The following is a 22222-nucleotide window of genomic DNA, read 5'->3' as shown; positions in this document are numbered from 1 at the left end:
TCTCGCCAGTCAGTAGAATGAAAATTCGATTAGCTCGAGTTTCATTTGCTGGCATCAATTAAGATACTCATTTTGTTTATGTCACCGACAGAGTCGATGCACAAACGTTTATTTCGTTAACGTTTTGCTGTTCAGTTTTCAAGGTTCAGTTTATTAAGTAATATGGAGCGGGTGAAGGGAATCGAACCCTCATCATCAGCTTGGAAGGCTGAGGTTTTACCACTAAACTACACCCGCATATAAATTTGTAATGGTTAGAATGTTTGGTGCGGTAAAGAGGATTTGAACCTCCACGGGGTTACCCCCACTAGGCCCTCAACCTAGCGCGTCTGCCATTCCGCCACTACCGCTCTGTTTTAGCGACAAACTTTATTATACATGACTAATATATAATGTCAACAACTCTTTTTTAAAAAAATGGTGAGCCGTACAGGATTCGAACCTGTGACCCTCTGATTAAAAGTCAGATGCTCTACCAACTGAGCTAACGGCTCGTCTCTATAGTAATGAAACGATTTGTACCAAATACCTTTTCCTCTTTCATAACGATCACTAGGAACGACCGTAATAAAATGACTGGGGTAGCTGGATTCGAACCAACGAATGACGGAGTCAAAGTCCGTTGCCTTACCGCTTGGCTATACCCCACTAATAATGACTTGCAACCAAATCTCTAGGCATTCGTTTGTAATTACTAAAAGTGACCCCTACGGGATTCGAACCCGTGATACCGCCGTGAAAGGGCGGTGTCTTAACCGCTTGACCAAGGGGCCTTGATTATACTGTCTGTTGAACACACAAGTAATTTATTTCGCTTGTCTCACTCGACTTTTACTATTATAGACAGACCTATTCATTTCGTCAACTGTTTTTATGAAAGTTTTTAAAATTACTTTTCAAACACCTCTATAACCTTGATTTAACAACGTTTTCCTCGTATATATTTTTCATTTTAATTAGTTGATAGCTGAACTAATTGCTTACCATAAAAAAAGACAACCAAATCATTACGACTTGGTTGTCCCTTTAATTCACCTTAGTAATTTCACCTGCACATTTACCGCAGCGATACTTTCGGCAATCCATTTTTCTTCGTCTTTGATATTCTAGACCACAACTTATACAACGATAGATATGAATGACAGAACTTTTGGCTTGGCGTTCTGCAAGTGGCTTGCAATGACGTGGTGAATTCGTACTTTTCAATAATTTTTTAAAATCGTCATCCCCATGTTTATACCCTCTTCCTTCTATATGAAGATGGTAATGGCATAACTCATGTTTAATGATTCCGATTAATTCATCTTCATCATAGAGTTGTATGACAAGAGGATTGATCTCAATGAAGTGATTGGATAACTTATAACGACCGCCTGTTGTGCGCAATCTTTTATTAAAGATCGCATGATGTCTAAATGGTTTATGAAAAACATCTCGTGAAATACACTCGACCAATCGTTGTAATTCCTCGTCCGACATACTCAATCCCCTCCTTTACTTAGTTGGAGGTAGCATCGTTAATGCTATACGGCCTTTTTGATGATCGACCGAATCAATCCATACGGTTACGATGTCACCCGATGCCACAACATCTAACGGGTGCTTGACGAATCCTTTTTTTAGTTTTGAAATATGGACCAATCCATCCTCAGAAACACCTATATCAACGAAAGCACCAAAATCGACAACGTTTCGGACAGTTCCTTGCAGTTCCATTCCTTCATGCACATCTTTGATATCCAGCACATCAGCTTTCAATAACGGCTGAGGATAATCGTCACGCGGGTCTCTATTTGGTCGTTGCAATGTTTGGATAATGTCTTGAAGTGTAATTTCCCCTACATCTAGTTGAGATGCAAGTTGTGCAGTATCTACCTTTTCAAGTGCAGCTGTAGCTTCTGGTGTTCCTAGTTGAGATTTCTGTAATCCTACTTCTTTTAAGATCAATTCCGCAGTCTTATAACTTTCTGGGTGAATTCCCGTTGAATCAAAACGCTCTTTAGATTCGGGTATGCGCAAGAAGCCTATAGCTTGCTCGTATGTCTTCGCACCAAGTCTAGGAACTTTCTTCAAATCCGTCCGCTTCGTGAACATACCCGCTTCTTCTCTCGCTTTAACTATATTCTCTGCGACTGTTTTAGATAGACCCGAAACATATTGCAAAAGAGAAGATGACGCTGTATTGACGTTGACTCCCACTCGGTTCACTGCTGTTTCGACGACGAACGATAAAGATTCTGTCAAATTCTTCTTCGCAACATCGTGTTGGTATTGCCCGACACCTATAGATTCCGGATCAATTTTGACTAGTTCGGACAGTGGATCTTGCAAGCGACGCGCGATAGATACTGCACTTCGTTGTTCAACTTGTAAATCTGGAAACTCTTCTCTAGCTTGCGGCGATGCTGAATAAACACTCGCACCTGCTTCATTAACGATAACGTAGGAAACCGGTTCTGTCGCCTCTTTAATCAAGTCAACGATGAATTTTTCCGTTTCCCGCGAAGCCGTTCCGTTACCGATTGCGATGATTGATATCGGATACTTCTTCAATAAATCTAATATCACTTTTTTCGAAGCTTCTTTTTGCGGCTTGGGAGGATGCGGATAAATCACAGAGATATCATGTAGTTTACCTGTTTCATCTACTACCGCCAGCTTGCATCCCGTACGAAAGGCAGGATCGACACCAAGAACGGTTCTACCTTTTAACGGTGGTTGCAATAAAAGACTTCTTAGATTTTCGGAAAATACATGAATCGCCTGCGTTTCCGCTTTTTCAGTCAGCGCTGTTCGCACTTCCCTTTCAATAGAAGGAGAGATTAATCGTTTAAACGAGTCTTCTAATGCTTCTTTTATATAGAAAGCCGCTGGAGTCGCAGTATGCTTTAAATAGGTTCTTTCTAAATCACCGACAATACGAGCTGTCGGAAAACTTACACCTACACGCAGGACGTCTTCTTTTTCTCCACGATTAATTGCTAGTACTCGGTGGGGAACGATTTTATTTAGCGGTTCTTCATATTCATAGTAGTTTTCGAATACTTTACGTTCATCTTCTGCATCTTTTTTCAGAGTTGCAGTCAATTTACCAGTTGACCATGTGATCTTACGAATTTTCTCACGCATAGACGCATCTTCAGATACCCGTTCAGCAATAATGAATTTTGCACCCTCTATAGCATCCTCAATTGTATGGACTTCTTTTTCTGGATTAATATACGCTTGCGCTACCGTTTCAATAGACGCAGATGTTTGCTGCATCAACTGATCCGCTAGCGGTTCCAGACCGTTTTCAATAGCAATCATTGCCTTCGTCCGGCGTTTCTGCTTATACGGACGGTACAAATCCTCAATTCTTTGCAATACTGTAGCGCGTTCAATTTCAGCTTTTAATGAATCATCTAGTTTTCCTTGTTCTTCTATTAGACGGAGTACTTCTTCTTTCCGTTGTTCTAGTGCTTTTACATAATGATACGCATCTTCAATATCTTTAATCTGTACTTCATCTAATGACCCCGTTGCCTCTTTACGATAACGGGCAATGAAAGGTACCGTGTTGCCTTCTTCTAAAAGTGTGATAACGCTTGCAGTTTGACGTTTGCCAATACCCGCTCGACTCGCAGTTGCTTCCATAAGATCTCTCGACAATTTAACCACCCTTTCTTCTTTCCACATAATAGCATATCCCGATAACGCTTTCCTGCCTACATCTTCTATTTATAGACATAAAAAAACTGCCTCAACTTAATGAAGCAGGCTTGCCGCGATGAATGTCGCGTCATCATGATCTCCAATCGTACTTTCAACCTTTTTGTACAACTGATATGGCGTTGTGTTTTCTTGTAAGTACTTTTTCGGACTGCGTAAGTTCACACCATCCGAATGAAGGAAAAAACGATCATTCTTGTGATATGGATAGCGTTGCGTGCGCAGCGATTGTGGACGCCCAGATAAATAACCCATGACCGGCAAAGGATAAATCATCTGACCATTTGATTGTAGAATATATAGACGGATATTTCCCACACAACTATACTCCAAAGTTTGTTGTGCATAATAAACTTTTACAATACCCACCGCGGCGCCACGTTTATGAAACATTTTCTTATTGCAACGCAGTAACAAATCGTCAGGTGATTCATGATGATATTCTTTCAGAACTTCCGGGATCACTTCAGCAGATTCCATCGCAAGTGTCCCACTACCCAAGCCATCTGCAATTGCACATATGAAATAATCTTCTTCTGAATGAATGTAGTAAGCATCCCCCGAATCTTTATTTCCTCTTTTTGACTGTTGATATATACAAGCTTCCACATATTCATTCTCAAAAGTTTTCACTGTTTTGCACCACCGCTCGTAAGAATTACTTCCTGCAGTTTCTTAATCGCCTTTCTCTGTAACCTAGATACATGCATTTGTGATATACCCAATAATTCCCCAGCTTCTTTCTGACTCATCTGATCAATGTATGTATACTGAATGATTTGTCGTTCCCGTTCACTTAAGACATTAAGTGCATTCAGCACAAGCATCCGCTGATCTGTTTTTTCAAACCCGTCATCCACTTCGCCTATAATATCAAGTAATGTAATCGTACCGCCTTCAGAATCAGCATCTAGCGTATGATCAATCGATAGCGCCTGATAACTTCGGCCCATCTCCATCGCTTCGAGCACAAGTTCTTCGTCTGTTCCCAGATATTCAGCAATTTCATACACCATAGGTGAACGCTGAAACTCTGTCGTCAAAACCTCGACAGCCGCTTTAATCTTCGGTCCTAATTCTTTAATGCGGCGCGGCACATGAACAGCCCACGTCTTATCGCGCAGAAAACGTTTAATCTCACCAATGATTGTCGGCACAGCAAACGCTTCGAAACTCCGACCTTGTTCTGGATCAAAGCGGCGAATCGCACCTAATAAACCAAGCATCCCCGCCTGCACTATATCTTCATGATGCGATTGACCACGAGAATATTTGCGTGCAATCGAGTGAACTAGTCGTTCGTAATGAAGGACTAATTGTGTCTGTGCTTCATCATCATTATTCTGTTGATATTCATGTATCCATTCAATTACTTGTTGTTTTGTTTCATTGTCACGAGAAGACTGTTGGTTTGACATGCCCTTCTCCCCGCTCTCTGCCCAAATATTTGGTCATGAAAACAATGACGCCCTCCCCATGATCAACTTTTACTTCATCCATCAGTGTTTCCATCAGATAAAGACCTAAACCACCTTCTCGAAGGGGAGATTCATCATTCCAATCTTGATAGGGACCGACTTTCTTTTTCGTCTCTTCAAAATCAAAGCTTTGTCCGTGGTCTGTAACGACAATCTCCAGACGATCTTCATAAATAGCACAACCTAAAATGACTTCGCCTACTTTCCCATCACTGTAAGCATGTTGCACCGCGTTCGTCACCGCTTCACTTGCAGCGATTTTCAAATCCTCAATTTCGTCATATGTAAAGCCGACACGACTGGCAAGACCCGATATCGCAAGACGTGCAACACCTACATATTGTGGCTTAGCAGGAACTTTCACTTCAACATAATCAAACGCTTGCATCATCTTCGCCACCCTCTGCCTGTTCTATCTTCATAATTTCGTTTAAACCAGTGATTTCAAACAGTCTGTACAGACGCTGATTCAAACCTGTTATTACTAAACTACCATTATGAGCCGTCACTTCTTTATAAAAGCCGACAAAAACACCCAGACCTGTACTGTCCATATAATTCACTTCAGACAAATCCAGCTCCACTTCCATTCCTTCCGCATGCTCTAAACTAGCTAAATGTTCCTTTAGCTTTGGTGCTGTATATATATCGATTTCACCGATAACCTTAAAATTATGAACTAAATCTTTATCTATTTGCTGTACTTGTAAATTCATGTCGCCACCCCGATCAATTTCTTTGTTTTTTACTGTACGTGCAGTTTATTGCACACCCTTTGTTTTATACCCATTCCTAAACAAACTAAACCTTTAATTTGTTTTCTTTAAAATAACTAAAGTGAAATCATCATGTAACACATAATCCTGCATTTTAGAAAGTTCGTTAAATATAGAGTCAACCATCGTCTGTGCTCTTTCACACTTTACATCGAGCAATAACTCTTCGAGGATATCCAGCTCAATAAAGCCTTTTTCCGTTCTCGTTTCGGTAACACCATCCGTCATAACAACTATGAAGTCCCCTTCTTCCAACCTTACGATGCGTTCTTCATACTTCGCTTCTTCCTGTACGCCAAGTAAGAGGCCTTTGCTTTCTAATAGCGAAAACTTCTTTTCTGCTGCACGATAAAAAAGTGCAGGTTCATGTCCAGCTGAAGAGTGTCGGAACGTAGATGTCTCCGTATCGTATTTCCCATAAAACATAGAGATGAACATAGAATCAGAAATACTTTTTTCAATCATTTTATTAATGAAACTCAGAACTTCTGAAGGATTTCTTTTTTCATAACGCAAACTATCCATACCAAATTTCACCATGGACATATGCATAGCCGCAGACATCCCTTTACCGATAATATCCGCAACCGCCAAGCATAACTCATTTGGTGTTTCATTCAAAAAGTACACATAGTCCCCGTTCATTTGTTTAGCTGGTTTAGAGATCCAGCCAACGTCCAGGCCCGTCACTTCTGGTGTAGTCGTCTGAAGTAGAGTATTTTGCACTCTCACCGCGATGTCCATCTCCATTTGGATGGACTCTTGTTTGCGAATTAGACTCTGATGCTCTTTTAGCGCAAGTCCATAATGAATCATCATTTCAATCAAGAAATCAAACGAAACACTAACATCCGCCGGTAGATCTTCAATCAACTCTTCGACAGAGTTTTTGTGAATACTGATTACATCTTCTGGCGCAATATTCTTCTCTATAAAACTACGGCTGAACTGCTGACCTAAATAGAGATCTTCCTCTCCTTTAGAGCACAGATAATTCTCCAGCATTTGCTTATACCGTTTACCCGCCTCTTTTGGCAATATCGCTCATCTCCTAGTGCAACCATTTCGTCGCGGTAATCGTCGTTCCAACCCCAACTTCTGTGTCTACGCGAAACTCATCCATTAATCGCTTAACTCCAGGCATACCAGCACCTAATCCGCCTGAAGTTGTATAGCCATCTGTCATGACTTTCTGCAAATCTGCTATACCTGGCCCTTCGTCTGAAGCAATAATGACTAAACCTACACGCTGTCCTACTGTAATCGGTTCAATTTCAATTCGCCCTCTTCCGGCGTAAAGATAGATATTTCGCGCCAATTCGCTGATAGCTGTTGTAATTCTTGCTTGGTCTACTGTTCCAAAGCCCGTATTTTTCGCCTCATTACGACCTAATTGTCTTGCAGCAACAATATCCCATTCCGTATTTATATCTATAGAAGACCTGTGTCCCATCGTCAGGCCTCCAATTCTCTAGTCAATTTCTCAAGCCCATTCTCCAGATCCAATGCAGTTGTAACATTTTCTAAGCGGATGCCAAGTTCGATTAACGTGATGGCTACAGATGGTTGAATACCCGTAATAACCACTTTCGCACCCATTAAACTTGTCATATGTATGACATCACCAAGCACTTTAGCGATAAAGGAATCAATGAAGTCGATAGGAGTCAAGTCAATAACAACGCCACGCGCAGATGTCTTATGCAGCTGATCCAATAAGTCCTCTTGGAATTGTAAAGCCGTCTGGTCATCCAACTCCACTTGAATCGATACAATCAATGTTTCTTTCAACTTCAGAATAGGGATTCGCATCTTCATCTTATTATTCCTCCTCCACAATTGTACGTCCTGTCATTTGCAATGCCTCTTGCATGCCGCGTCTCAATGTACTCGTCGTTGAAAAGTCTGTTAGGTTAATGCCTAGTGTTACAATCGTCTGCGCAATCTCCGGACGAATACCCACTAACATACATTTCGCGCCTACAAGACGGACTGCGTCTGCCGCTTGTATAATATGATGTGCAACCATCGTATCTACGACTGGAACACCTGTGATATCAAGCAATACTACTTCTGCACGTTGCTTCACAACGCCTTCTAGTAAATTCTCCATAATCAGCTTGGCACGTTCTGTATCAATCGTACCTACTAAAGGCATGACGGAAATCTTTTCGAATACAGGAATAAGCGATGCAGAAAGTTCTTGTAACGCTATTTTTTGTAGGCTGTCTGTTCGCTCCCACTTCACAGCATATTCCTCAATAATACTTTCACGCAATGGATTAATCCAGCTTGCGATGGTATTGACTCCTTTGCGGAGATTCTTGTCCGTTAAAATCTCATTCTCAAAAAATAATTCATATACAATAGAAGAGAATGTATCAATTGCCCGGTTGATGAATTTTATAGACCAACCAAAATGTATAATTTTCTTTGTAAACTCGTCCAACCGTTCTTTATCTACTTGCTCTTTATCGGATAAATTTGATGTCATCAATTCAGTGAATTCTCTACTCATCGTCGCCACTACTGGAGCCGGCATTAAGTCTAGAAAACGTTCGTCTGAGTTGGTCTTCATCTTCTCTACCCATCGCGTAGTAATAGTTTCTATATTGTCAAATATATTATTTCTCATTACTTCGTTCATCAAGTTTCGTCCTCCCTAATTCTTATGTTATCCCTATTGTAACGAAAATTTACATAAACTACATGTTTTTCGCGACGTTTCCTTAAAAATACTACAAAAAACACTATAGCCTTTTGGCTATAGTGTTTTATAGTGAACAGCCACGCTGGCGCTTGCTTGCGAAAAACTGTAGTTAGAATATGTATGCTAAAATTTAATGAGTCCGAAGCTGACTTGTAAAGCTTCATCGACTTGTTTCATTAATGTATCGTTTAAGTGTGTAATTTTGTCCGTTAGCCTAGACTTGTCGATTGTGCGGACTTGCTCGAGCAGGATGACTGAATCCCGCTCGAATCCATGCCGTTCCGCAGTAATCTCGACATGTGTCGGCAATTTTGCTTTTTGTATTTGCGCAGTAATAGCTGCCACGATTACTGTAGGACTAAATCGATTACCAATATCATTTTGTATGATTAGTACCGGCCGTGTCCCTCCCTGTTCAGAACCGACTACAGGTGACAAATCTGCAAAAAAGACGTCTCCACGTTTAATTGCCAACTTTTCAACCTCCGCTGACGCAACGTTCCACGGTATGCTGAGCTTCAAATTCCGCATATAAACACTCTGCCGCTATGTTGAGGTTAATCTGTGACATTTCAACATAACCTCTGATCATGGCTTCCCGCAATAAAGAAGCTTCACCATTTTCCATATGTCTCTCTGTTGTCATATAAACGAAATCATGTTGCAACTGCTCCCGTTGAAAGGTCGCATCTTCATTTTGCTGAAGCAATTTTGTTGGGGCTATACTTGTTATTCTTTTTTTATTTTTATCTGTACGCAACTTTAGCACCTCCGACAAACCCATCCCTTTTTCTCGATCTATTCTATCTTACCATTTATATTCTAGTAAGAATAGACAAAGATTGAACTTCTTTGACAAGATACACAAGTTTATTCGCTAGTTTGTCGAATTGCATACTAGTTACGACGACTATTTCAAGAAATAGTTAAGCAACTTTTAACTGTAAACTCTTGGTATTCTAGTTGAAAATGTTACCGCTATTTCATATGGGATGGTGTCTAGCCGATTTGCCCATTCCTCTACCGTTATCTCTTCATCCCCTTGTTTACCAATCAACACTACCTTTTCACCTTCCGGAAATTCATATGGTAACTTGATCATACATTGATCCATGCAAATCGTTCCGATGATAGGCACGCGTTTGCCACCAATTAAGACTTCTTGCCCTGTAAGTCCTCGTTTCAAACCATCTGCATACCCTATTGGCAACGTGCCGACCCATTCCGCTTCGGTCGATTCGTACCTCCCACCGTAACCCAAAGGCTGACCAGCCGGCAATTTCTTGACATACGTAAGTTCCGTTTCAATCGTCATCGCTCTCCGAAGTGGAAAAGGCAATTTTTCCTCTACCACTTTAGATGGCGCAATACCATATAGACTAATACCGTACCGAACAGCATCTAACGCACACTCCGGAAATACTAGTGTCCCTGCACTATTTGACGCATGGATAATACGTGGTTTTTCAGGGAAACAGCTCACAAGTTGCATAAAATGCTGAAATTGTCTTCTCGTCGGCTCTGCGTCCTTTTCATCTGCACGCGAGAAGTGAGTAAATGCTCCATCAATTGATAAATGGTTGGACTGATTGATATACTCCACTAGTTTTGCGAGCTCTGTTTCAGTCCGTACCCCTATTCTACCCATTCCACTGTCGATTTTTACATGAACCCTACATCTTTTAACATTTGGCGGCTGTTTATTCACTTGTTGTACCCAGGCATCACTCGTAACCGTCAACACTATGCCTTGCTCTGCCGCCACTTTTACAAATGAACTAGGTGAGGTTCCCAACACAAGAATATCAACATTTTGAATCTGTTTTCTAATAGTCATCGCTTCATCAGGTGTAGCCACAGCAAGCATCCCTGCCCCAGCTTGTAAAGCAGCCAGTGCAGAACGTACTGCTCCATGTCCATAACCATCTGATTTCACGACCGCGATCAATTTTGTTCTTTGCGGAAGGTAAGAAATTACACGTTCCGCATTATGCTTGATCGCTTCTGTATCAATTATTGCTCTTGTGGGTCGATACTCTGTCTCGTTGAACACCTTACTTCACCTCGTTTAGGATAGCCATTCTACTACAATTTATTATCCATCTGAAAGCTGAGGTTAGTCAATTGATTAAATCGTTAATCATTTCGCTTCCGTTATAGTCATTGAATTGGCGACAGTGAGTAACTCCTCTTTGCTTAATGTATCAGATGCTACGAAGAATGCCACTCCATCTACTTCCCATTGAATCGATTGCTCTGTCAAAGCAGCCACCGCAAATCCTAAATCCACTGGATCACCTTCTATAGATACAGGTAATTGGTTCACCGGCTGTGCTGCCGGCTCTTGGATCACAACATATTCTTTCTCACCACTAAATGTCATCAAGATGCGCTGCCCATTTTCTGTCTTCATAACTTGTTCATCTGACAAGGTAGTACCTTCCCAATTAACTGCTGGATAATACGTTTGGTAATCTGTTTCTTCTCCTGTTGATTCTTCATTCGCGGAGTCATCTTCTTTTGCTTGATCATCCGACTCAGCTTGATCACTTTCAGCTTTCGGTTTTTCCATTTCTTTTACTGCGTAATCAGCTACTTTATGCTCGACACCTAACGAAATCTTTGCAAATTTAATTGCAATTTTCTCCGCACCTGTCTCGTCATGAATCGTCACTTTACTTGGTAATAACGTTTTCTTATCAATATGAATCTTTTGCGTTGGCAATAAAGTCTTATGATTATTGCGAGTAGCCGTTTCAAAAACGTATTCCTTTTCTTTCTCTTCCATTGTTGCTGCTTTGTCAGCCTTCATGTCTTCCGCTAATGTTCCTATTAAATATCCTTGGCTATTTTGCGCCGGCCAATCACTTTGGAACTTGTAGGTCTTGCCTATGGATGGTGTTATAACGAAAACGCCTTCTTCATTGCGGACGATCATTTGTGACTCTTCGTTCCCCGATTGCGTTACATTCACTTTGTAGAATTCTGGTTTTGTGTGCCAGACTTCTACGTCGTACACCCGTGGCTCTGCACCTGTTTTAATTTCCATTGAGGCATTTAGTTCATAGCCCTTCGTTTCATTCCATTTCGCACTGAGCTTCTTCATGACATCTTCTTTAGAAGGTTTACCACATCCTCCTAGTACTAGCATGACCGCTACGACAACTAATAACCAAATCTGTTTTCGCATTCAATTCATCCTTTCTCCAATCAATTCGGGTAGCTTATCTTATGAGAGGGATGTATTGAATATGCGAGCTTGTGTGAAATTGTGATAGATTGCGTTTAAGATTCCATTAAAATAACTTGCGCAGCTGCGACTGTTTGCGTGTGCGTGATACTGAGAAAGCCACTTACAGGACTCCCGTGAAAATATAGCACCGGTCGACCACTTGATTCCGAGATGACTTCAATATCAAGAAAGCTACAATCCGTGCCGATTCCTGTCCCACGTGCCTTTGAAAATGCTTCTTTTGTGGCAAAACGGCCAGCTAAGTACTCTGTTTTTCGATGACCACTTAAACTTTCATAGATTTTCAGTTCTCTTGAAGATAAAATCCGTTTGCGAAACTTTGCATTGCGTCCATCCAAACGAGCGACGCGATCTAGTTCAACGATATCTAAGCCAATTCCTTGTATCAAAACGAACGTCTCCTTTCCAATTGACGTGAAAAATAGGTATAATCAGTACAGAAGATTGAGGTGAAACTATGTTTATACGAACGGAAAACTTTTCACAATATGTTCGCGCTTATCCCGTCGTGACATTTTTGTTGGCTTTGAATATTGGGATATATATACTGATGTGGATTCCTGGCATCGGCGACCAGATTTTTTTATACGGGATCGGCGATAATTTCCTAATCGCGAATGGTGAGTATTGGCGCTTGATCACGCCGATGTTTTTACATGGCGGGTTTATGCATTTACTGTTCAATATGTTCTCCTTATTCGTTTTCGGACCCGAACTAGAAAAGATCGCAGGGAAAGCGCGGTTTATTACGATTTATATGCTAGCTGGTCTTTTCGGCGATATCGCTACGTATTTCCTGCAGGCGCCTGATTATAGACATTTAGGAGCGAGCGGTGCGATTTTCGGTGTATTCGGCGCATTTGGTGCACTTGTCTATTACACGAAGCACGTTTTCCCACAATTGAAGCAAGTAATTCTGCCGATTATTGTGATTAGTGTTGTCATGACGTTTTTAGGGTCGAACATTAACGTCACTGCGCACATCGCAGGAATTATTACCGGTTTCTTAATCGGGCTTAGCTATTTTAACCCTAAGAATATCGTTAGTTGGCGGAAGAAACGGTAGCCGACGTTAAAGAAGAATCGGATAGTATACCGTTTCGCTGCGTTCCAGGCGGACGCGTTCGGGAGGGCCCGCGGTGAGCCAACCGGTCGCTAGCTCCCTTGGTTGTCTCACCTGTCGGGCTGATCCTCCCCGAGTCGCCGCCTTACACTTCGCTTCACTAGTGTTTTTTCTAAAGTAAGTAAGTGGATCATTCAGCTTTTGACATAATCTTTTCATTTGAATCTAAAAGATGAAGAACAAACACTAAGTCACTTGAATACTAAAATGAAGACTCAAACTACTTGTATTCTACCTATAGGATTGGAGCGAAAGAAGGGGCGGATCAGCGTGCGCCTTGAGACCCTGGACTGAACGAAAGCCGTTGCGAAGTACGGCTTTTGCGAGTAAAAGCGAAGCGTTAGGAGCACAGCTGCCTTAATTTCTGCAAAGACCGCAGAAATTAAGGCAAAGCGAACCCTTCGCTGTTCGCTTGGCTCAAGCCACGCCCTCTGGAAAGCGTCCCCTTCTGTAGTTCCAATCCCGAACTACTCATAAAGTAATTTCACTTATACTAACCTTCCTATTTCTACAAACCAAGCCAGACAAGTAAACTTGTCTGGCTTTTTTATTCTTTACTTTCGGGATGGTATTCATACCATTCCAAGAACTGTTCCGCTTTTTCTTCTGACATGTGGCGGATGGCTGGGGCGTCTAAAGACATTCCAGATTTCACGTTTATAGTAAGGGTGGCAACTTTTTTTCTTCGATGGAAATAGTTTTGATCTATCTCCATAGACTGAATACGATCCTTCACTGTAAAGACAGTGTGTCGGCTAATGCCTCTATAGCGCATCGTCAGTTGTTTTGGCATGATTGCATAAGCGGCTGTTTTATATTGCCAAATTCCGTGCGTAAACACGACCGGCAACAGTAGTGAGGCAAACAATCCATACGGGAATAGATAGTAAGATACCGCCACTACGATGAGAAACGTTATAAACAGTTTCAATCGATAGTAGAAATACTTTCCGCGTTTGCCGATCTTTTCGCTCGGTTCACTGAAATCCACGTTCGGGAATAGTTCTTGCAATGGTTCGATAACGCGATCACGTTTTGCTAGAGGGAATAGTTTGATGCGCGAACTTTCACCCGTACCTCCTGCACTATTAAGTATAACGGTCGCATAGCCAAACAACTGACGGAACGGATTTTCCGCAATTGTAATGTTTTGTACACGATTTAATGGAATCGTGACACGCTTTTTCTCAAGTAATCCACGCGTGATCACTAAATCATTTTTATCAAGCGCTACTTTGAAATCATAATTCGCCACGAACGTCATGACGACTGATAGTAACCAGACAAGTAATAAGCCTAACACAATCATAATTCCAATGACGAAGACACCAAATTTAACAAATGACTCCAACTCGCCAAATAACCAGTCAAACGGAATAAGCTCTTCTATTTGCGATAGAAAAACAAACGCACCCGATAAAATAACGCCAATTCCACTGGACGTAGTTGCCAATACTAGTAAATCTTTTGTTTTCATAGTGAATTTCACTGGTGCAGAGGCTGGGTGTTCAACCAATTCTTCAAGTTTCTTCACTAATACTAATTCTTCATTTTGCTGTAGCACTGGTCCAATGATTTTCATTTTCATTTTCTTTGCACGCTGAATCTCTTCTTCAATCCGTCCAGCAGCTTCTTTAGTGATTGCAGTTAACTCAGCTTCCGCGTCTTTACCCGACGAAGAGCCTGCTGTCTCCACTTTTACTTTAACCAGTTGAAGAGGTCGATGGAAGATTCCTTCTGTATAATCTAGGCTTTGTATTCGATCAAATGGAATATAACGCTTTTTCCGCACGAATAATCCAGATTCTATACGTAGTTCTTGGTCTTCAAACCAATAATCAAAACGGCGCCATTTGATAATACCAGACACTAATATAGAAATGAGTAGAATACTAAAAAGAATGGCGGACCAATACTGGAAGTACCATGGACCCGAACTTTCACTTTTGAATCCATTCACAACAACCACAACAATGAACGGTCCTATTAAATCTTTTAATGCTTTAACCGTTTCCACTACCGCTGTGATCCAATGTAATTTATAACGCTGTTCAGACATCGTCTTTCGCCACCCTTGCGAACATTGAAATGCGATTACGCAATTCATCCGCTTCCTCCGTCACTAAAGCCGGAATAGAATGATTCGTTGCTGCGGTTGAAATTGTAATCGATGCCAGACCGTACTTACGCAAAATCGGTCCTTCCGCCATATCGACGTGCTGTACACGTACCATCGGGATCAACGTCCGATTGACGATAAACAAGCCGTGCTGTAGTTCAATTTCCGCTTCACGCACTTCATAACGCCAACGTTCCCAACGAACTTTCGGAAATAAATAAATAGAGAAAAATGCATGCAAAACGACAAATACTCCAACTACTATTGAGATCCAGATCGGCCATTCGAAATAATACGCAAGGAAACCTAAACCGATCCCAACGGCTAGTACAATCAAACTTAGTATACTTCCATAAACTCTCCAGACCGATAATCCTTTCCTGGAGATTTGATTTGCTAGTTGTTGTCTCAACCCATCCACCCCTTTTCACCAATCTCACTATGTATACGTTTTAGCCCACAAAACGTTTCACTCCGCTGGCTCCTATCATACCACTAAAAAAAAGATCCGAGCTGCTAAAAGCAAGCTCGGATCTGGAGTATTGTATTATTATTTTTCTGAACGGGCGCTGCTACGACGTGAAGCGCCGTCTCTTCTACCGCCTTCGCGTCCGCCACTGCGTCTTGAACCGCCAGCGCTACTGCCGCTAAAGCTTCTGCTGCGTCCGCCTTGAGAACGTCCGCCACCGCTACGACTTCCACCTTTGTAACCGCCACGATCACGTGATGATGGCTTACGTGAAGGTAATGGACGCTCCTCTGTGATGCTGACTGGTGTTTCTTCAACATCTTTCGTTAATGAACGAAGAGCCGCTGCAACGATATCTTTTGGATCGAATTTCTCAAGTAATTGTGCTGCGAATCCAGCATAATCCTCTGAGTTATTCTGCTCGATAGCTTCCGCTAACGTCTCCACCGCAATTTTCTTCTGTTCAAGCAATGCTTCATCAGATGTCGGTGGACGTAAAGGAGTCATACGCTTCTTAGTCGTTTCTTCAACGATACGAAGGTAACCCATTTCACGTGGTGTAACAAATGTAACAGCAACTCCACTTTTACCTGCACGGCCCGTACGTCCGATTCGGTGAACATAGCTTTCTGGGTCTTGTGGAATATCGAAGTTGTAAACATGCGTTACGCCTGAAATATCGAGCCCACGAGCAGCTACATCTGTCGCTACTAATACATCAATTTTATTGTCTTTAAACTGGCGTAATACAGACATACGCTTCGCTTGCGTCAAATCACCATGAATTCCTTCAGCGATATAGCCGCGGATGCTTAGTGCATGTGCTAGCTCATCTACGCGACGCTTTGTACGTCCGAAAACGATAGCCAATTCAGGTTGTTGAACGTTCAATAGTCTTGATAACACATCAAACTTTTCACGTTCGTGTGATTTTACGAAGAACTGCTCAATGTTTTCAACAGTCATTTCTTTAGACTTAATCTTTACTATTTCAGGATTTTTCATGAAAGTTTCTGCAATTTTACGGATTGGAGCAGGCATAGTTGCTGAGAATAGCAATGTTTGACGCTCAGCCGGCACAGCTGCAAGAATTGTATTAATATCTTCAATGAAGCCCATGTTCAACATTTCATCTGCTTCGTCTAATACAAGCGTCTGAACGTTGTCGAGTTTCAATGTTTTACGGTTAATGTGGTCCAAAATACGGCCTGGTGTACCAACAACGATGTTTGGATTGTTGCGTAGTGCACGGATTTGACGTCCGATTTCTTGTCCGCCATAAACGGAAAGAACTTTCGCACGGCTGCCGAAACCTACTTTATATATTTCTTCTGATACTTGAATTGCCAATTCACGAGTTGGCGCGATGACCAATGCTTGAACTGCTTGACTCTTAGGATCCAATTTTTCGATGATCGGAATGCCGAACGCAGCTGTCTTACCAGTACCTGTCTGCGCTTGCCCGATTACGTCGCGACCTTCCATTCCAAATGTAATTGTACCTTCTTGGATTGGTGTTGCCTCTTCAAACCCCATGCGTAGCAAAGCTTTTTGTGTTGTTTCACTAATATTTAGTTCTGAAAACTTAGTCAAAATATTCATTCTCCTTTATTTCTTCATTTGACAATTGGTTACATTCGCAAATGAAAGCGCGGCAAATTCGAGCCATGTACTTTGAAAGTTGGGAGCATTTCCGATATTACATCTCTGGTTTGTGGAGGAAATCTTTTGGATGGATTCCTGCGGATGCAGAGGGGTTATATCAATTACACTTAGCGTAATTGCGTCCAGATTTTTTATGCAGCACAATGTAAAACCTGTGACATACAAGGAAAGCTCGGTCCTTGCCGTGCGGCGATATCTGCAAATCATTGCTAGTTTGCTTACATATCCACCGTTTTATTCAAAAAAAAGTACTCTTCACTAAAATGGAAGAGTGCTGTTGTAAATGTATCCAATTCCTTTCATTATTCTAACACGGTTCACCACATACTGCAACGAATCCGCTTAAGTTGCATTAATCAGTCTTCCTTCAGGAAATGCAATACTTTTTCAAACCACATATTTCGATCATCGCTATAGCAAATATGATGCTTACCGCGTTCAGAATAAATCAGTTGTTTCCGTGCGGATCCGAGTTCTTCGTATAACTTGTCTGCAGTGACGGCAGGTACAATTCCATCTGCCTTTCCTTGCACAATACAGACCGGAGTTTTGACTTCATGATGATACGGTCTCACTAATCGCACGACACGTAAAAATTCTATAGCTGCACGAATCGGTGTATGCGTTAGTTTATAGTTATATAGATGATAAAACGAATCTGCAGGATAATTTTTACGTTTCGATGTTTTCATCATGATCCTTGCATCTTCAACTAAGATCCGAGGACTAATATACTTCGCAGCTGCACTTAAAAGCACCAGTTTCTTTATCGGATAACGCAATGCCAAGTACATGGCGATCAAGCCACCCATCGAGAAACCGATGACGATGACTTGATCAACTTCTTTCAACAGACGTTGCAATTCCAGTTCCGCCGCCATCATCCACGATTCCATAGAACCTTTTTGTACACCTTTACCAAGTTCATGCCCTGGTAAAACTGGAACTGTTATTTTCCAATCCGTATGACTTTTCAAAAAGTGCCTAAATGGCGCTACTTCAAAAGGTCCGCCTGTGAAGCCATGAACGAATAATACCCCTGTCGTCACAATACGTCCTCTAGTGGTCCCATGATTCGCTCAAGTTTCATGCCACGGGAGCCTTTAAATAACACGACTGTATCCTTCGTTAGTCTCGGACGCAATGCGTCTACTACTAATTCCGCGTCACTTGCTGTCCACATAACTTCCGCTGGATAATCAGTCAGTTGATCTGCTAACCATTTCATTCGACTGCCGAACAGTACAATGCCTTGTAGATCTAGCTTCTTCAAATCATCTGCCAGTCCTTCGTGATAGTTCTGCTCTTCTGGTCCTAGTTCTAGCATATCGCCTAGAACTAGCCATTTATCCTCGCGCACCGTTGTCTCTCTCATGAAACGAAAAGCCGCTCTCATAGAAGTTGGCGCTGCATTATACGCATCATTAATGAGTAAAGAACCATTCTCACCCGCAACCGGTTGCATACGCATATCAGTCAACTTCGTCTGTTCCAATGAAGATTTGATTTGCGCTTCCGTCAATCCTAGTTCACGTGCAATAATGACCGCAGCCAACGCATTTTTCACTTGGTGAGCACCGTAAACAGGAATCGTAAATGTTCCTTCTACCTTGCCGTATACAGTGAACGTACTTCCTTTACTAGTTGATTGAATTTGATCTGTCATTAAATCCGCCTGCTCATAACCAAATGATACTGTACGTAGAGAGGACTGATTAGAGACAAGATCACGCAATAATGGTTCATCGCCATCATAAAGAAGTAAACCATCTTTCGCTAAGCCGTCAATGATTTCAAACTTCGCTTTGGCAATCCCTTCCCTAGAACCTAGATCTTGCATATGCGCTTCCCCAATATTCGTAATGACCGCAAAATGAGGTGCCGCCAGTGTTGATAAGAAGGAAATTTCGCCAAAACCACTCATACCCATCTCAAGAATCGCCACTTGCGTATCGTCTTCCACACGTAATAGTGTCAATGGCAATCCTAATTCATTGTTGAAATTACCTTCTGTCTTCTTCACTTTAAAATAAGGTGACAACACGCCTGCCAATAAATCTTTAGTAGATGTTTTACCATTAGAACCTGTTACGCCAACGATCGTACAGTTCAATTCGTTACGATAACTGCGAGCCATCTGTTGCAAGGCTTGCTCTACATCATCGACAAATAAAAGCGGTACGTTAGCCGGTGGATTCGGTTCATCTTTTAGCCAAAGAGCAGCTACAGCCCCTTGTTCAAATGCCCTTTTAACAAATCGATGGCCATTGACTTGTTCACCACGAAAAGGGATGAAAAGATCACCTTTTTGCACGCGGCGAGAATCTATGCAAACACCCGTAACTAGTTGCTGTTCGATTAGTTGGCCTTCCACTTGTAACCATTGCTGAATCGTTGATAAGTTTCGTTTCACTTTATATCCTCCACTCAGTCCATTGTATATTGCAATTGCTGTTTTTCCGCGTGGCGTTCAATAGCTAGTTCGATCAGGCGATCTATGAGTTCGGGATACGTTAGTCCAGTCTTCTGCCATAGTAACGGGAACATACTCGTCGGTGTAAATCCAGGCAGTGTGTTTACTTCGTTAATCAGTACTTCATCGTCTTGCGTAACGAAAAAGTCAGTACGCACAAGTCCGGCACAATCCAGCACTTTGAATGCGCGGATAGCCATATCTTTCATATGTTGCGCTGTGTTGTCTGATATTTCTGCCGGAATAGATAACTCTGTGCTTTGATCTTGATATTTCGCTTCATAATCATAAAAATCAGCTACTGGCTGAATTTCTCCTGTCACTGACACTTCAGGATGATCGTTTCCGAGAACCGCCATTTCGATTTCACGCGCAGTGATTCCTTGTTCAATAATGATTTTACGGTCGAATTTCAATGCCAACTCAATAGCTTGTTGAAGCGATTCACGATCTTGCGCCTTGCTAATCCCTACACTCGAACCAAGATTCGCCGGCTTAACGAACATCGGATAAGCTAGCTTCTGTTCTGCTTGATCTAGAAGCTTTTGTGCATCTTGACGCCATGCACTGCGAATAAAATGCACATATTCTACTTGCGCTAAACCAGCTTGTGCGAATAATTGTTTCATGATGACTTTGTCCATACCTGCAGATGAAGCAAGTACACCGTTTCCTGCATAAGGAATGTTCAATACTTCAAACAAACCTTGTACCGTGCCATCTTCTCCGTTCGTCCCGTGAAGAAGCGGCAAAATCACTTCTGGCATATCTCCTTGCAAGAAGCCGCCGATATGATCTTGTTTCGGATTTTCTGATGCTAGACGTAGCGTTTCGATATCGGTTGCCGGCCCTGTTAGCGGAGAGCCTTTAACCCACTCCCCTTGCATTGTGATATAGATTGGCAATACCTCATATTTTGTTAAATCTAGCGCCTGAGTAACTGCTCGCGCTGTAGAAAGGGACACTTCATGCTCTGCGGATTTCCCACCATATACTAAGCCTAATCGTTTTTTCATATTATCTCCTCACATTCCGTTGTTTTCATTCCTACAGTTTACCATGAATCAAGCCCATTCATGAATGAAAAACAAATGATAGGTATTCTTTTTACTAAATTCAAGAAACTAAACATTTCACGACGCGTCAACTAATGGGTGTACTTCTTAAAAAGTTTTACGATATAATAGGAGATTATAGTAGCTTGGAGATAGATTACTCTAGAAAAGGTGAGTTTATAATTGAAACAATCAAATAGGCTAGGTGAACGATTCGATTGGACACTTGCCTTTATCATTTTATTATTCGCGATCATTAGTTTTTTCGTCATCGGTTCAGCACAAACGTCTGAGCAATATACGCAAAACTTCGTTATTAAACAAGTCCGGTGGTATGTGTTAGGTTCCCTCATCGTCGCGATGGTGATGTATTTCGAACCGGATCAATACAAAAAAATGGCTTGGTACTTTTACGGTTTCGGTATTTTCTTATTACTATTCCTTATGTTAGCGCCCGGGGGACCAGGTCAGATTGCAGAAATGCGTTACAGCGCGAAACGTTGGTTGCATCTACCGGTTATCGGTACGATTCAACCCGCCGAATTCATCAAAACGTTCTTCATCATCGGCCTTGCACGAATGGTAAGTTCGCATAATGAACGAATGTTGCACCGAACGTATAAAACAGACTTTTTATTGCTCGGTAAAATTGCCTTAATGCTAATTTTTCCTTTGTTTTTTATTATGAAGCAGCCAGACTTAGGTACATCGCTCGTCTTTATTTCGATAACAGCAGCGGTAGTCATCGTATCAGGCATATCGTGGAAGATTCTTGCTCCACTATTCGCAGTTGGCGCAGCTTCTGCAGGTGGTTTGCTTTGGATGGCACTTTATGCACAAGATGTGCTGGATAAGATTGGTTTTTCACCTTATCAGTTTAAACGTGTGTATTCGTGGCTTGATCCGTACTCTTACCCAACAGATGAAGGATATAACTTGATTAACGCAATGACCGCTATTGGATCTGGCGAGTTAACAGGAAAAGGGTTTCTCGGACGAAATGTCTATATTCCAGAAAATCACACCGACTTTATCTTTAGCGTCATTGGTGAAGAGTATGGCTTTATCGGGGCATGTTTAGTGATTACACTATACTTCATCCTAATCTACCATTTAACGAAAGTTGCACTTTCTTTACACGATTCATTCAGCGTCTATGTTTGCGTAGGTGTTATTGCGATGATTACATTCCACGTATTTGAAAATATCGGTATGAACATCCAGTTGTTGCCAATCACAGGAATCCCGCTACCATTTATTAGTTATGGCGGTAGTTCCTTGTTTAGTAATATGCTAGCAATCGGTTTGATTTTCAGTATGAAATTCCATCAACGAACGTATATGTTCGCATCGGACAACGATAACTAATTGTAAATAAACAAGAGCCCCC

At 41.7% G+C, this 22222-nt stretch carries 23 protein-coding genes and 5 tRNA genes; 2 read left to right on the top strand and 26 right to left on the bottom strand.

The window, feature by feature from the left end; genetic code table 11:
- Positions 1-163: 163 nt before the first annotated feature.
- The 20 genes from ORD22_RS09915 to acpS form a co-directional block, all read right to left on the bottom strand.
- Positions 164-237: transfer RNA gene (locus ORD22_RS09915), tRNA-Gly, on the bottom strand.
- A gap of 27 nt (positions 238-264) precedes the next feature.
- Positions 265-350, bottom strand: a tRNA-Leu gene (locus tag ORD22_RS09910).
- A 68-nt stretch (positions 351-418) separates the two neighbouring features.
- Positions 419-494 (bottom strand) — tRNA-Lys (locus ORD22_RS09905).
- Between the two features lie 82 nt (positions 495-576).
- Positions 577-648 (bottom strand) — tRNA-Gln (locus tag ORD22_RS09900).
- A gap of 53 nt (positions 649-701) precedes the next feature.
- A tRNA-Glu gene (locus ORD22_RS09895) sits at positions 702-773 on the bottom strand.
- Positions 774-1026: 253 nt separating this feature from the next.
- A complete protein-coding gene (locus ORD22_RS09890) occupies positions 1027-1479 on the bottom strand; it encodes a SprT family protein (protein WP_317645795.1) in 453 nt (150 codons plus the stop codon).
- 15 nt (positions 1480-1494) lie between these two features.
- Positions 1495-3636: a Tex family protein gene (locus ORD22_RS09885; protein WP_317645802.1), complete on the bottom strand. Its 2142-nt coding sequence runs from the start codon at positions 3634-3636 to the stop codon at positions 1495-1497.
- A 111-nt stretch (positions 3637-3747) separates the two neighbouring features.
- Positions 3748-4344 carry a PP2C family serine/threonine-protein phosphatase gene (locus ORD22_RS09880; RefSeq protein WP_317645794.1) on the bottom strand — a complete coding sequence of 199 codons (597 nt, stop codon included), beginning with the start codon at positions 4342-4344 and terminating at the stop codon, positions 3748-3750.
- On the bottom strand, positions 4341-5129 hold the full coding sequence (gene sigB / locus ORD22_RS09875) for an RNA polymerase sigma factor SigB (protein WP_317645793.1): 789 nt from the start codon (positions 5127-5129) through the stop codon (positions 4341-4343). The genes ORD22_RS09880 and sigB overlap by 4 nt, the downstream gene beginning before the upstream one ends.
- On the bottom strand, positions 5104-5577 hold the full coding sequence (gene rsbW, locus ORD22_RS09870) for an anti-sigma B factor RsbW (protein WP_317645792.1): 474 nt from the start codon (positions 5575-5577) through the stop codon (positions 5104-5106). The genes sigB and rsbW overlap by 26 nt, the downstream gene beginning before the upstream one ends.
- The gene (locus tag ORD22_RS09865; protein WP_317645791.1) at positions 5564-5905 is read right to left on the bottom strand and encodes an STAS domain-containing protein; all 342 of its coding nucleotides are present in this window, start codon (positions 5903-5905) and stop codon (positions 5564-5566) included. The genes rsbW and ORD22_RS09865 overlap by 14 nt, the downstream gene beginning before the upstream one ends.
- A 93-nt stretch (positions 5906-5998) precedes the next feature.
- Positions 5999-7003, bottom strand: a complete 1005-nt coding sequence (locus ORD22_RS09860) for a PP2C family protein-serine/threonine phosphatase (protein ID WP_317645790.1) — start codon at positions 7001-7003, stop codon at positions 5999-6001.
- A 13-nt stretch (positions 7004-7016) separates the two neighbouring features.
- A complete protein-coding gene (locus ORD22_RS09855; RefSeq protein ID WP_317645789.1) occupies positions 7017-7418 on the bottom strand; it encodes an anti-sigma regulatory factor in 402 nt (133 codons plus the stop codon).
- Positions 7419-7420: 2 nt separating this feature from the next.
- Positions 7421-7783, bottom strand: coding sequence for an STAS domain-containing protein (locus ORD22_RS09850; RefSeq protein ID WP_317645788.1), 363 nt, complete (start codon positions 7781-7783; stop codon positions 7421-7423).
- A gap of 4 nt (positions 7784-7787) precedes the next feature.
- A complete protein-coding gene (locus ORD22_RS09845) occupies positions 7788-8612 on the bottom strand; it encodes an STAS domain-containing protein (protein ID WP_317645801.1) in 825 nt (274 codons plus the stop codon).
- 186 nt (positions 8613-8798) lie between these two features.
- Positions 8799-9149, bottom strand: a complete 351-nt coding sequence (locus tag ORD22_RS09840; RefSeq protein ID WP_317645787.1) for a type II toxin-antitoxin system PemK/MazF family toxin — start codon at positions 9147-9149, stop codon at positions 8799-8801.
- Between the two features lie 4 nt (positions 9150-9153).
- Positions 9154-9459: a transcriptional regulator gene (locus tag ORD22_RS09835; RefSeq protein ID WP_317645786.1), complete on the bottom strand. Its 306-nt coding sequence runs from the start codon at positions 9457-9459 to the stop codon at positions 9154-9156.
- 153 nt (positions 9460-9612) lie between these two features.
- The gene (gene alr / locus ORD22_RS09830; protein WP_317645785.1) at positions 9613-10728 is read right to left on the bottom strand and encodes an alanine racemase; all 1116 of its coding nucleotides are present in this window, start codon (positions 10726-10728) and stop codon (positions 9613-9615) included.
- A gap of 87 nt (positions 10729-10815) precedes the next feature.
- Positions 10816-11865 carry a LolA family protein gene (locus tag ORD22_RS09825; RefSeq protein ID WP_317645784.1) on the bottom strand — a complete coding sequence of 350 codons (1050 nt, stop codon included), beginning with the start codon at positions 11863-11865 and terminating at the stop codon, positions 10816-10818.
- 95 nt (positions 11866-11960) lie between these two features.
- Complete coding sequence (acpS, locus tag ORD22_RS09820) at positions 11961-12317, bottom strand: holo-ACP synthase (RefSeq protein WP_317645783.1); 357 nt, start codon at positions 12315-12317, stop codon at positions 11961-11963.
- 68 nt (positions 12318-12385) lie between these two features.
- Here acpS and ORD22_RS09815 point away from each other — a divergent pair, with 68 nt between their 5' ends.
- Entirely contained in the window at positions 12386-12994 is a 609-nt protein-coding gene (locus ORD22_RS09815) for a rhomboid family intramembrane serine protease (RefSeq protein WP_317645782.1), read from the top strand.
- Positions 12995-13598: 604 nt separating this feature from the next.
- Here the strand turns inward: ORD22_RS09815 and ORD22_RS09810 are convergent.
- The 6 genes from ORD22_RS09810 to ORD22_RS09785 all read right to left on the bottom strand — a co-directional run bounded on the left by ORD22_RS09810 (position 13599) and on the right by ORD22_RS09785 (position 20793).
- Positions 13599-15158: a PH domain-containing protein gene (locus tag ORD22_RS09810; RefSeq protein WP_317645781.1), complete on the bottom strand. Its 1560-nt coding sequence runs from the start codon at positions 15156-15158 to the stop codon at positions 13599-13601.
- Positions 15103-15582, bottom strand: coding sequence for a PH domain-containing protein (locus ORD22_RS09805; RefSeq protein WP_317645780.1), 480 nt, complete (start codon positions 15580-15582; stop codon positions 15103-15105). The genes ORD22_RS09810 and ORD22_RS09805 overlap by 56 nt, the downstream gene beginning before the upstream one ends.
- A 138-nt stretch (positions 15583-15720) precedes the next feature.
- A complete protein-coding gene (gene cshA / locus ORD22_RS09800) occupies positions 15721-17232 on the bottom strand; it encodes a degradosome RNA helicase CshA (RefSeq protein WP_317645779.1) in 1512 nt (503 codons plus the stop codon).
- Positions 17233-17660: 428 nt separating this feature from the next.
- Positions 17661-18353, bottom strand: a complete 693-nt coding sequence (locus ORD22_RS09795) for an alpha/beta hydrolase (protein ID WP_317645778.1) — start codon at positions 18351-18353, stop codon at positions 17661-17663.
- Entirely contained in the window at positions 18350-19717 is a 1368-nt protein-coding gene (locus ORD22_RS09790) for a UDP-N-acetylmuramoyl-tripeptide--D-alanyl-D-alanine ligase (RefSeq protein ID WP_317645777.1), read from the bottom strand. Before ORD22_RS09790 ends, ORD22_RS09795 begins: the two co-directional genes overlap by 4 nt.
- Positions 19718-19731: 14 nt before the next feature.
- On the bottom strand, positions 19732-20793 hold the full coding sequence (locus ORD22_RS09785) for a D-alanine--D-alanine ligase (RefSeq protein WP_317645776.1): 1062 nt from the start codon (positions 20791-20793) through the stop codon (positions 19732-19734).
- Positions 20794-21015: 222 nt separating this feature from the next.
- Between ORD22_RS09785 and ORD22_RS09780 the strand changes: the two genes are divergently transcribed.
- Positions 21016-22200, top strand: a complete 1185-nt coding sequence (locus tag ORD22_RS09780; RefSeq protein WP_317645775.1) for an FtsW/RodA/SpoVE family cell cycle protein — start codon at positions 21016-21018, stop codon at positions 22198-22200.
- The last annotated feature ends 22 nt before the right edge of the window (positions 22201-22222 follow it).

This window comes from Sporosarcina sp. GW1-11, from assembly GCF_033088395.1.
Lineage (GTDB): Bacteria > Bacillota > Bacilli > Bacillales_A > Planococcaceae > Sporosarcina.
This window is presented reverse-complemented; position numbering and strand designations above follow the sequence as displayed.